The sequence below is a fragment of the Olsenella intestinalis genome, assembly GCF_023276655.1.
Classification (GTDB): Bacteria; Actinomycetota; Coriobacteriia; order Coriobacteriales; family Atopobiaceae; genus Olsenella_J; species Olsenella_J intestinalis.
The window spans coordinates 1,170,654-1,183,590 of record NZ_JALGRK010000001.1 but is presented as its reverse complement, the minus strand read 5'-3'; the positions used below and the strand labels follow the sequence as shown (position 1 = coordinate 1,183,590).

Genomic DNA, 12,937 nt, shown 5'->3' with positions numbered 1-12,937 from the left:
CCTGATCTCTCGCCCGAGGGCCGCTAGTCGACGTACTTCTTGAGGCAGCGGTGCTCGTTGTGGCGGACGAGGTTGGGGTTGAGGTAGGGGTCGCCGTCCACGAAGTAGCGCGGGTAGAGCTGCATCATGCGGCCGTTCTCGGCGCAGGAGCGGTGCGCCGCGGGGCCGCGCGAGGCCTGGCCGCGCGAGATGGACTCGTGGTGGTAGAGGACGACGTCGGGGTTGTAGAGCACGCGGCGGCCGTGCTGCTGCGCGCGCAGGCAGAAGTCGATGTCGTTGTACTCGACGGCGAAGGTCTCGTCGAGGCCGCCGAGCTCGTCCCACGTCGCGCGCGAGCACATGAGGCAGGCGCCCGTGACCGCAGTGAGGTCCTGCGCGAGGTTGCAGAGGTTGAAGTAGTCCTGCGTGTCGGAGGGCAGGGTCTTGCCGAAGTGGCCGGGCGCGTCGAAGTGGAAGAAGACGCCGGCGTGCTGGATGAGGCCGTCCGGGTAGAGGAGCTTGGCGCCCACGAGGCCGATGTCCTCGCGACGGCAGGGCCCGGCCAGGCGCTCGAGCCAGTCGGGGGTGATGACCTCGGTGTCGTTGTTGAGCATGAGGAGGAACTCGCCCTTGGCCTGCGAGAATCCGTAGTTCACGGTGCGGGCGAAGTTGAAGGTGCCGTCGGCGGTGGGCTCGCTCACCACGCGCACGTTGGGCCAGCGGCGCTGGGCCTTCTCGTAGTAGGCGAACGTGGCCTCCTGCTCGCTGTTGTTCTCGACCACGACGACCTCATAGTTGGGGTAGGTGCTCTTCTCGGCAATCGAGACGAGGCAGCGGTCGAGCACGTCGGCCATGTCCTTGTTGGGGATGACGATCGAGACGAGCGGGTACTCGCTGAACGTGTAGTCGACGTGGTAGGTGTTGGGCGTCCGCTCGTCCATGCGGGCCGTGGCCTCGACGTGGGTGCGCTCGAGGTGGCGCTGGACGGCGAGGGTGCCGGCCACTGAGGTGTAGCTCTTGGAGTCGGGGTTGGCCGCCGTGGACTCGGGGTGGACGCGCCAGTGGTAGAGGACGCGGCGCACGTGGTAGACGTTGCGGGCGACCTCGCCGACGCGCAGGGTCATGTGGTGGTCCTGGGCGCCGTCGAACTCGGCGCCGGGAAGCTCCATCTTAGCGACCACGGAGGCGCGCACGCACAGCAGGTGGCAGACGTAGTTGCACGAGCAGAGGAGGTCGGGCGACCAGTCGGGCTTGAAGAAGGCCTGGCAGAAGTGGCCGTCCATCAGCTTGTCCTCGTCGCAGTAGAGGAGGTCGGTGTCGGGGTGGCCCTCGACGGCGCGCGCGTAGTGGTAGAGCAGGTCGGGCTCGATCACGTCGTCGTGGTCGAGGAAGCACAGGAAGTCGCCGCGGGCGGCCTTGATGCCCTCGTTGGTGTTGAGCGTGATGCCGCGGTTCTCGTCGAGCTCGACCACGCGCACGCGCCCGTCGCGCCCTGCGTAGGCGGCGACCTCGGCGGCGAGCCCCTCGTCCTCGGGGCTCGCGTTCACGAGCAGGAGCTCGAGGTTGGGGTAGGTCTGCGCGAGCACCGAGTCGGCCATCTCGCGCAGGTAGGCGATCGGCGTGCGATAGAGGGGCACGATCAGCGAGAAGAGCGGGGCGCCCTCCCCCCAGCTCGCTCGGCGCTGCGCCTCGAGGTCGAGCTCGGTGGCGCGCAGGTGGTCGAGGAACCAGCGCTCGTACTCGCCGTCGCGGTCGGCCGAGCAGGTGCGACGCCAGAAGTCCTCGCGGCGCTCGCGCATGCGGAAGGACTCGACGCACACGAAGGCGTCGCCGAGGCTGGCGGCGGCGCTCTGCGCCCAGAGGACGACCTGGCAGTCGCGAGTGGGGATGCGCACCGAGAAGCTCACGGTACGCACGAGCAGGCCGGCGCGTTCGGCGTCGGCGCGCAGCGTGTCGCCCATGACGATGACGTCGCCCACGTTGACGGACGTGCCATGCGCGCCGAGGACGCGCACCTCGATGTCGGCCCCGGCCTCGGCGCGATCCCACGAGAGCACGCGGACCTCGCCGCGCAGGACGTCCTCTCCCCCGCCGCAGACGATCTCGTCGGTGTGGGCGATGGTGATGCCGCAGGCACCCTCGCGCGGCGCGGGCGCGTCGCAGTTGCGGATCCTCGCGGCGACGTCGTTTCGAGTGGCGGTGTTGATCTGGGACCGGAGGCGCGACGAGCGCGCGGAGAGGCTCTTCTCGGCGTGCGCGATGGCGGCGCCCGAGGCGTCGAGCACGCGGACGCTCACGTTCTGGGTGACGTCGAGCACGGGCAGGACACAGACCGGGCCTGCGACGCCAGGCACGCTCACGCACGTGGCCGGCAGCTGGTCGCCGGACTCGGTGTGCGAGGAGACCTCGACCGTGGCGCCCTCGGGCGCGCCCTCGAGGGCGAGGTGGCAGTAGATCTTTCCCGAACCGCGCGTGAGCTCTGCGAAGCGGACTTCCATACGTTGGACCCCTTGGTACGGTGACGTTAACCCATCCATTGAATCACAAGGGCGCATCCTGCGCGGCGCCTCGGGGGCGGCGGCGCAAAAACAACGCGGCGCCGGGCGAGAGGAGCGCGGCCTTCGCGGGCACGCCCTGCGGGTCGCGCGGCGCCTCGGGTCACGGCGCTAGTAGTAGGTGACGACCGTCGTGGACGAGGGGACCTCGGCGTTGATGTAGTAGGCGTCGTTGATGTCGAGGCGGACGCAGCCGTGCGAGACCGACGCGCCGAGCGTGGGGTCGAGCGGCTCGAAGGTGCCCTCGTAGTAGAGGGTGGAGTGGAAGAGGTAGTCGCCGTAGAACTGCGTCCAGTAGTAGCAGGTGAGGCCCGAGCCGAACGAGTAGCCGCGGCTGCCGATCTGGAAGACGCCCTCGACAGTGGGCGTCTCGGGGGCGCCGCAGCTGCAGGCGAAGCCGCGCTCGAGGCGCCACGCGCCCGCGCTGCCGCGGAAGACGCCGACCTGGTGGTCGGAGAGGTCGACCATGATCAGCCAGGACGTGGGGCTGTCGTATCCCTGGGCCCGGTGGAACATGTCCTCGAAGCCGGGCGGGGCGACGATCTCGGTGAGGCGGCCATCGGCATCGGCCTGCCAGATGCGGCCGTCGATGGTCCAGGTGGCGTTGATGAGGCAGTAGCCAGCGCCGGGGATGCCGTAGTAGGTGCTGCCGCCGAGCGAGAAGAACCCGACGCGGGCGCCCATGAGGCCGTCGCCGGGCGCGGTGTCGATGCGGTAGCGGCAGAGGTAGCCGTCGTAGACGTCGGTCACGAGCCAGCCCTCCTGCCAGGCAAGGCGACCGTCGTTGTCGGCGAGGAGCACGCCGTCGCCCCAGCTCATCTTGCCGCGCAGGACGTAGCCGGCGGAGGTGCCGAGGTAGTGCGCGCCGTCTCGCTGGAAGTGGCCGACGCGCGCGAGCGAGTAGTCGCCGCGGCTCTCGAGCCAGTAGCGCTGGAGGCCCTGGCCGAAGGCATCCGAGACGACCCAGCCGCTGCCGGTGGCGAGGCGGCCGTCCTGGTCGGCGAGCCAGGCCCAGCCGTCGCCGCGGTCGCGCCCGCCGCGGACGACCGCGCCGGTGTGGGTGGCGTAGGCGAGCCAGCCGGCGCCCTCGTCGGGCGTGACGAGCCTGCTGCGGGCGATCTGGCAGTCGGCGCCGACCCAGTAGCGATCGAGCGAGCCCCAGGCACCTGTGACGAGCCAGAAGCCGTCGATCTTGAGGGTCTCGTGGTTGGACGCGCGCCAGGCCTCGCCCTCGCGCCTCCAGCCGACGGAGGCGAGGTGGGCGTCCTCGGCGGGACTCGTGGTGAAGTTGTGCGCACCGGCCGTCGCGTAGGGGTTGTACTGGCGCAGCACCGCGAGCGAGTCTGCCGAGCCGTCGGAGTACCAGCCGATGCCCTCGTAGCGCCAGCCGACGCTCACGAGGTGGTCGCGCTCGACGGTCGAGAGGGTGTAGTGGTGGTCGCCCGCATAGGGGTTATACAGGCGGAAGACGGGGTCGCCCGCGTCGGGTGCGACCCAGCCCACGGCCTCCCACTGCCAGCCGGCCTCGGCGACACGCGCGGCCTCAAAGAGCGAGGCGGTGTAGAAGTGCTCGCCGGTCCAGGGGTTGTAGAGGCGGTACATGTTGGAGTAGGTGACCTCGGGTGCGGGCTCGGGGTCGGCCGGGGTGGCCGGGTCAGGCTCGGGCTTCGCGTCCGCAGCGGGCGACGTCGCAGACGCGGGGGCCTCCGATGCGGGACGGGTCGCGGGGTCGGCGGTGGCTGCGGGGTCGGCAGGCGTTGCGGCGTTGGTTGGGGTCGCGGGGTCGGCGGTGGCTGCGGGGTCGGCGATGGTCGCGGGATCGGCGACCCCGGCATCGCCCTCTGGATCGGGGGCGCCGGGTGCCTCGGGGACGTCCGCGCCCGCAGGGGCAGAGGCGCCGGGGGCGAGGGGCAGGCTCTTCTCGCCCGCCTGGGCCGCGTTCGGCGAGGCGGCCTCTGCGGGAGCCAGGCCCGACGTGGGCGGCGTCGCCTCCTGGGCGAGGGCCGCGGTCGCAGGAAGCGCCAGGAGCGTCGCCGCAAGTGTCGCCGCGAGGGCCATTCGATGGGTCATGCGCACGCCAGGTTGGATGCAAGCCATGGGAACCTCCGCGACTAGACAACGTGAGGCGAGGGTAGCACCGCCCGGGCGTGCGGGCTCGGCCGCGTCGAGCTGCGGCGCGAAAGCGCGAGTCGACGGCGCGCGACATAAAAAGTGGCCCCGTCCGCAAGGGACGAGGCCACCGTGCGAGCGCCTTTGCGCGCGGTCTTACCAGCCAGCCGCAACCTGCGCGGTCGGCGAGGTGTGCACCTTGAGCGGCGAGGTGGCCGACGGGGAGACCGTGACGGTGTAGCTGATGGACACGGTCCCCTCCATCGGGATCGTGATGCGCGTACCCCAGACGTTGAGGCCGGTGTAGGTGAAGTCGGTCACCTCTGAGCCGTCGCTCACCGTGATGTTGGACAGCTTGCCACCGCCGGGAGGCGTGAGGTAGACGCCCTCGACCATCGAGGTCTTGTCGAACCGATCGGCATGTCCGAGCACGTAGTCGGGGGCGATCTTGGCGGTCTGCGGATCGAGCATGTTGGTGAAGCTCGTGGTCACCTGGTACGAGGTGGTGCCGTCGGCGTTCTTGGTGGCGGCGCCGATGGAGTTCTCAAGCTTGAGGTACCACTCGATCTTCGAGAAGGTCTGGTCGTTGAAGTAGACGCCGGCCACGGGGTCCTTCTCGTCGGAGGCGAAGTTGCCGCTGAGGTCGAGCTCGGTGATCGCGCGCTCCTCAGCGGCGTCCTTCATCCAGACCTGGACGCGGCCCTCCTCGGCGCTCTTCTGGACCTCCTCGAGCAGGCCCGACATGTCGACGCCGCCCAGGTTGCCCATCAGCTGCGCGAAGGAGCGGGCCGCCACCTCGGCGAAGAAGATGTCGGTCTGCTCGGGCTCCATGTTCCAGTAGGAGTCGTGCAGCAGCGCGGCGGCAGCGTTCGTGCCGTCGACGACGGTGCCGTCGCTCGTCGTGATGCCGCCGGCAAGGCGCAGCAGCGTCTGCAGGAAGACGGGGTCGACCGCGATGGTGCCGTCGATTGCCTGGCCCGTGAGGCCCTCCCAGTACTGGGCGGCCACGTCGCCGGCGCGGCTGAAGTCGTAGAGGTAGCCGGTCGAGCCGGGGTTGGAGCGGATGTGGTCGCCGAAGACGGTGATCTCGGCGTCGGTGACGGAGGGCATGATGTCCTCGGTGATCTCGGTATTCTGGATCTTCTGGGACCCGCCGAGCTCGATCTTGCCGTCGGTCACCGTGAGCACGCTCCAGGAGCCGTAGAAGCCGCCGGTGGAGCGGGCCTCGGCGTTGTTCTGGGCCACGAGCAGGTAGTTCCTCGTCTGGCCGTTGCCGCCGAGCATCTTGGGCAGGTGCGGCGCGATGAGGTTCAGCTTGGTGACGGCGTCGGAGGCCGTGGAGATCTTGCCCGTGACGTTGCCCATGACGTCCTTCACCTGCGGGATGTGCGCCTCGGGCAGCGCCTTGAGCGTGGCGTCGCTGCGCTGGATGACGGGGGCGGCCTGCTGCAGCGCGCTGGCAAGCTGCTCGAAGACGGGCACGTTAACGGCGCCGGCGCTCATGAGGTTGCTGAGCTTGACGGCGTCGGAGTTGGACGCCAGCGGCGTCAGCGCGTTGTCTGAGAGGTCGACCATGACGTCGCCCAGGGCGCGCACGCTCCTGACGTCGTCGCCCAGGACGGGCACGAGCGACGCGAAGGTCCAGGCCGGCGAGGCGAGCTCGTTCTGGATGTTGTGCGCCGAGACGTTGATGTCGGACGAGACGCGCGAGAGGGCCGCGGCGTCGCCCGACTTGGCGGCCGTCTTGAGCGAGTCGACCGACCCCATCGCGACGCTGGCGTCGTTCTTGATCGTCTTGACCGAGTTGAAGAGGAGGAACCCCTCGACGCCCGCGACGACGACAAGCAAAAGCACGATGGTCAGGATGACCTTGGCCGCGGTGTGCCTCTTCTTGGGCTTGCCGAAGTTGGAGTCGTCGAAGCCGGAACCCTGGTAGCTCGCGCGCGGTGCGCGGGAGTAGGCGCCGTAGGGGCGGGCCGGCTGGGGCGCCTGCGCGAAGCTGTGCGCGGCAGTCGCCTGGTGCTCGGCCGAGGGGCCGTTTGCGAAGTGTTTACCCATGCTGCAACCTATCCGTTTCGATACGTATGACCTGCGGGCGAGACGAGACGCAGCCAATAGCCACAAGAAACGCCCACGCTAAACATCTAATTAGTGTTGCACATCCAGGCAGGTATGCCCGCGAGAACGTCGCAAATCGCCTACAAATTCCTAGTGAGGGCAGTCGAGTGGAGAAGACGAGAAGAGCTGCCGCCAGGGCCGCGGGACGGTGATGGCACCGCGACGGCGGCAAAACCCCTGCCGCACGGCAGACGCGCAGCTAATCGGCACAAACCCGCATGCTAGCATTGAAGAATAATGCACTCTTCGTCCGTGATGCACTGGAGGCCCACATGCCGAAGCAACATGCATGGCTCTTCTCCGCCCTCCTGGTCCTTGTTTGTGCCTGCGCCTCGATCGCCTACGCCGCTGCGAGCGGCAGCGCCTACCCCGTTACGGGCGAAGGCGCGAAGCCACGCGTGCAGGTGAGCTTTGTCGCCGACGGCGCCGTCACGTCGCGGCAGATCGTCCACGAGGGCGACACCCTCGAGGCGCCCGCCTCCCCCGCCGCGGGCGACGGCAAGGTCTTCCACCACTGGCAAACAGGGTCGAGCGACCTGACCGCATACCTCGGCACTCCCCTCACGTCCGCGCAGATCGCCGCCCTTGGGGACATGGGGTCGCGCACGGGCGACAACCTCTCGCTTGTCGAGGCGCAGCCATCCTACGCCGACGGATACACCGTCTCGTTCCACCAGTACACGCGCGAGGAGTGCGCCGAGGACCCCTCCCTCGCCGACGTCTACTCGTACTCGACGCTCTGCGCGGGCTCCGCCTCCCTGACAGCGGCCTCGCGGGCATACGTGCCCATCGTGGAGGGCGTGGACGCGAAGCTCGCCATGTGGGACCGCTACGACGGCGCAGCCGCGGAGCCCACGGCCTCATACGCGACGACCGCGACCGTGCGTGGTCTCACCTCCGACGTCGAGCTCTACCCGCGCCTTGCGAGCGGATTCTGGGTCACGCTCGACACCGGCGGGGGCGCCCCTCCCCTGGACGCGCTCTTCGTTGCCGACGCAGGCTCAGGCGCGGGCACGCTCGCCTACGACAGTCTCCCCACCGAGAAGAGCCTCGCTGGCGACGCGTATCACGAAGACACCGACAGCTACGACGAGGGCTACCGCGGCTGGCACCAGGGCTGGAGCCTGGAGGGCTGGTACGAGGACGCGGGGCGCGAGCACAAGGTGGAGGCCGACAGGCAGATCACGCAGGACACGACCCTGTATGCCAAGTGGACCCCGCGAACCGACACGCCCTACACCGTCGTTCACTGGGTCGAGGGGGCCGACGGCACGCCCGGCAACGGCACCTACACGCAGTACGGCAAGGAGCTGCTCACGGGCGAGACCGGGGCCGCTCCCGGCGTCGCCGGCGGCTGGTCGGGCCACTCGTACCGGATCGGCTACTACTACGCGCTGGACGCACCCCACACGGGACGGACCGACTGCCCAGTGGGCAGCGACACCATCGAGGCCGACGGCTCGTCCGTGGTCAACGTATACCACGACCGCACCTACTGGGTCATCAGGTTCACCAATCCCAATACGACGAGAACCATCAAATGGGGCGAGGGGCCAAACGACTATGACCCCGACAGCTCCATTCGCAACAAGACATCCTGGAGCAAGCTTCCCGCCACGGTTGCGTGGCATGGAGGCAATGCCGAGAACACCAAGGGATACACACTCTTCCTGGGCGGGCTAAGCGGCTCGAACACGACCCTTCCCACCCTTCCGTTCGGCCGTGGCAGCACGATCACCCTTGAGCGCTACAACAAGACCATTAACCACTTCCAGGAGTACGACGTCTACCACGAGCTCCTCGACTCGGAGCCGGACTGCGATCACATGGTCACGCTAGAGCGAGTCGGCGAGAAGCGTCGCTTCGTCTACTCGCACACCGACGACCACCTCTGCACGACAGGCGACAACAACTCCTGGGGGTACGTGCCCGTGAACGGCGAATACGTGTCGTGGTGCGTGCGCAAGTCCGACGGCACAATCAACTCCTCAGGGTGGACGGTGGGCGCCAAGCACGAGGAGCAAAACTACGGCATGACCCGCGGCACGCACCCCGAGAGCGACGGCGTCTCGCGCCCGCGCGCCGACGGCAGCAAAGTGCGCTACGTGGAGGCGTTCGAGGTCCGTTCGCGCCACAGCATCGTCTTCTCAAACACCACTGGCGTGCACGACGCAGAAGCGCCACAAACGGTCGAGGGCGTGCAGTTCGGCGAGACGCTCGGACGCGCGTGCTCGCCCGGGTTCGTCGAGGGCGAGACAACGCGCACGGTCGGCGGCGTCAACTACGTGTTCAGGGGCTGGTTCTACGACAACGCGAGCGCCGAGTACCCCACGAGGCCCGAGTCGCAGGCCCAAAAGGTGGACTTCGCAACGGCCACAATGCCCGCCGCGGACCTCGTCGTCTACGCCGGCTGGGAGAGCATGTCGTGCGCGGTGACGTTCGACGCCAACGGCGGCGCCTTCGCCGGCGGCGAGCCGACGCTGGTGGAGACCGTGGCGAGCGGGTCCCTGCTCACGCGCCCCGCGACGCCCGTCAAGGTGGAGGGCGGCGTAGAGTACACGTTCGTGGGCTGGTACAGGGACCAGGATCTCACCGAGGCCTGGAACTTCGACTCCTCCACGATCAAGGAGCCCACCACCCTCTGGGCGAAGTGGGTCAAGGGTCGCGTCTACGGCGTGACGTACAGGGCCGAGGACGGGACACCCATCGAGGGCGCGGACGCGCAGCGCTACCGCTACGGGGCGAGCGTCACCGTCGCGGCCCGAGAGCTCGCGCCGGCGGGTGACAAGCCGTTCCTGGGATGGTCGCGCGTCCGCGACAACGCGTCCCACATCGTGGGGCAGACCTTCACGATCACCAGCAACACCGACCTGTACGCCGTCTACGGCGACGCCATGCCGGGCGCCGCCGAGGGGGACGTCGCGCCAGGCGCCCCCACCGTGACCCTCGCGTCCAACTACCCGCCGGACGTCACCCCGCCGGAGGTCACGCGCACGCTCCAGGTCGAGCGCGCGAACGCCACGGCCTCCCTCCCGACGACGCTTGCGGGGGCGACCGCTCCGGCGCGGCACATCGCGAGCTGGAACACGGAGCCCGACGGCAGGGGAACGTCGTTCGACCTCGGCGAGACGATAGCCGTCCCGACCGACGACGTCCTGTACGCCCAGTGGTCCGCAAACGAGTTGTCCGCCACCCTGGACGCGCACCTCACCTACGACGGAAGCGAGCAGGAGCCCGTGCCCGACGTCACCGGCTGGGACGGGGCCGCGCTTACCAAGGACGTCGACTTCGAGCTCAACTACAGGGACAACGTCGACGTCGGGACGGCCGAGGTGACGGTCACGGGCATGGGCGAGCACGCCATGAGCGCGCCCGTCACGCTCACGTTCGAGATCGCGAAGCGGCCCGTGACGCTCACGGCCGAAAACGCGGCGAGCAGAAAGGACGAGAATCTCGCGCCCCTGCAGTGGACGATGACGGGAGACCTCGCGAGCGAAGGCGACCTCGGCGAAATCCAGGCGACGACGACGGCAGACAAGACCACCGTGGGTACCTACCCCATCACGGTCGGCTACGATTCGAACGACAACTACGAGGTCAGCGTCGTCGAGGGAACCTATCGCGTGAGCGCCGCCACGCTCGCGGTGAGCCCACAGGGCTGGAGCGGCACCTACGACGGCGGCGCCCACGGAGCCGCCGTCACCCTGGCTCCCGAGGCCGCCATTGCCGATGGCGTCAAGGTCTGGTGGTCAAGCACGCAGCTCAATGACGACAACTACTCGACCGGCTCGCCCGAAGCCCCATCACTCACGAACGTGGGCACGCAGCGCGCCTACTACTATGTCCAAGGAACCGCGAGCTACATGCCCGACGAGGGCGCCAAGGCCGGCTACGTCGACCTGGTCGTGACGAAGGCGCCGTTGACATGCCAGGCGCTGCCCGCCTCCATTGACTATGGAGAAGAGCCTGCCAACAAAGGCGTCGAGCTCAGCGGGCTGAGGGGCGCCGACACGCAGGAGAGCCTGGGGACCGCCGGGCTGTCCTTCTCCTATAAGACGCGCGACGACGTGCCCTACGCCGCCGGCAGCCCCGCCGGATCCTACCGCATCGTGCCTTCGGGACTGAGTTACGACAACTACGACGTGACGTACAGGGCGGGCGCCCTGACGGTCAACCGTCGCGTCGTGACACTCGCGTGGTCCGAGGCCACGGAGCTTGCCTACACGGGGTCGGTGCGCACGTACGCGGGAGCGAGGGTCACCAACGCGTTCGGAAGCGACGCGATCGCGTGCGACATGGCGGGGACGAGCGCCACGCACGCGGGCGAGTACACGGCCAGCGCCACGGGCCTCCTGGGTGCCAACGCCGCGAGCTACGCCCTCCCCGCCGACGGCACGACGGCCACCTGGAGGATCACCCAGGCGGCGAACGCGGTGAGCGCGGCCATGGACGACTGGACCTACGGCGGCGTGCAGGCGCTGCCGAGCTGCATCGCGGGCTTCGGCACCGAGACCGCCACCTTCGCCTACGCCGATGCCAAGGAGGGACCCTTCGCGCCCGAGGCGCCGCTGACGGCGGGGACGCACTACGTGCGGGCGACGATCGAGGCGACCGACGACTACGCGGGCGCGCAGAGCGAGCCCGTCGCGTACGAGATCGCCAAGGCCCCGCTCACCCTCACCGCCAACGACGTGACGCTGTCCTTTGGGGACGTGCCCACGGACGCTGGCTACAGCCTCTCGGGCCTCGCTGCCGGCGACACCCCCGAAAGCGTGGTCATAGACGGCCGCGTAACCTACCGCTTCAGCTGCACGGAGCGAAGCGGCGTCGGCACCTACACCATCGAGCCCGACGTGAGCGGCGCCAGGGCGGCGAACTACGACCTCGTCGGTGCCGCCGGCACCGTCACCATCCAGAAGGCCACCAACACGTGGACGCAGGAGCCCGCCATGGACAGCTGGGTGGCCGGCCAGGCACCGAGCGAGCCCCGGGGCGCGTCACGTTTCGGAACCGCGCAGCACTCCTATCGCCAGCGGGGAGCTGGCGAGGACGCGTGGGTCCCCGAGCGTCCCGAGGCCGTCGGCCTCTACGAGATGCGGGCCCACACGCCCGGGACCGACAACTACTCCGAGCTGACAGCCGTCGTCCCCTTCGAGATCGCCCCCGACCACCTGGCGTACAGCGCCAACAGCATCCTCGCGCAGGGCACGATGGAGCCGCAGACGGCCGCAACAGGCGAGCCCGTCGAGGTGCAGCCATGCGGCTTCGACTGGGACCGCCACGACTTCGTTGGCTGGAACACGGCCACCGACGGCTCAGGGACCTGGTACGAGGTCGGGACGCCCTACGTACTCACCGGCGGCGACGACGTGCTCTACGCCCAATGGAACCCGCAGGGCGAGCTTGCCTACGACGGCAACGGCGCGGACTCGGGAGAAACACCCGCGCAGCCGGGGCACGCCGGGGACGAAGTGTTGGTCGCCGACTGCGGCTTCGCCCGCGACGGCTTCGACTTCCTTGGGTGGAACACTGCCCGGGACGGAGGGGGCAGGGCCTATGCGCCCGGCGACACCCTCGCGCTCTCGGCCGGCGGCGACCTGCTGTACGCGCAGTGGCGCGAGCACCCGCAGCCGGCAGGCCGAAACGCGATGTATCGCCTGTACAACCCCTACACGGGCGAGCACTTCTACACCGCGAGCCCCCTCGAGCGCGACGCGGTTGCCGCGGCGGGCTGGAGCTACGAGGGCGTGGGCTGGGTGGCGCCCGCCGAGGAGGGCGAGCCGGTCTACCGCCTCTACAACGCCTACGCCGGGGACCACCACTACACGCTGTCCGCCGGGGAGCGCGACGTGCTGGTTACCGCAGGGTGGAACTACGAGGGCGTGGGCTGGCTATCGTGCCCCGAAGACGCCCAGGGCGCTCAACCCGTGTGGCGCCAGTACAACCCCTACGCGCGGACCGGCGCGCACAACTTCACGACCAGCATGGGCGAGCACGTGGCCCTGTGCGAGATGGGATGGCGCGGCGAGGGCGTCGCCTGGTACGGCCTGGCATAGCGGGCGCACGTACATGGAGGCCGCGCGGGCGGCGGGAGGCAAGGGTGCCGCCCGCCGCCCGCGCATGTGTCTGCCGCGACGAGGGAGGGAGAGCATCCGCCAGGGTGCGGCCAGGGTCGC

The 12,937-nt window shown here is 69.3% G+C and carries 4 protein-coding genes; 1 reads left to right on the top strand and 3 read right to left on the bottom strand.

Features of this window, described 5'->3' with window-relative positions; genetic code table 11:
* Positions 1 to 23: 23 nt before the first annotated feature.
* From M5D76_RS04505 to M5D76_RS04495, 3 genes are all read right to left on the bottom strand, one after another.
* Positions 24 to 2,477, bottom strand: coding sequence for a glycosyltransferase family 2 protein (locus M5D76_RS04505; protein WP_248922187.1), 2,454 nt, complete (start codon positions 2,475 to 2,477; stop codon positions 24 to 26).
* A 168-nt stretch (positions 2,478 to 2,645) separates the two neighbouring features.
* Positions 2,646 to 4,631 carry a L,D-transpeptidase family protein gene (locus tag M5D76_RS04500; protein WP_248922186.1) on the bottom strand — a complete coding sequence of 662 codons (1,986 nt, stop codon included), beginning with the start codon at positions 4,629 to 4,631 and terminating at the stop codon, positions 2,646 to 2,648.
* A 168-nt stretch (positions 4,632 to 4,799) separates the two neighbouring features.
* Positions 4,800 to 6,701, bottom strand: a complete 1,902-nt coding sequence (locus M5D76_RS04495; RefSeq protein ID WP_248922185.1) for a DUF4012 domain-containing protein — start codon at positions 6,699 to 6,701, stop codon at positions 4,800 to 4,802.
* Positions 6,702 to 7,033: 332 nt separating this feature from the next.
* Between M5D76_RS04495 and M5D76_RS04490 the strand changes: the two genes are divergently transcribed.
* Positions 7,034 to 12,817, top strand: coding sequence for an InlB B-repeat-containing protein (locus tag M5D76_RS04490; RefSeq protein WP_248922184.1), 5,784 nt, complete (start codon positions 7,034 to 7,036; stop codon positions 12,815 to 12,817).
* Positions 12,818 to 12,937 lie beyond the last annotated feature (120 nt).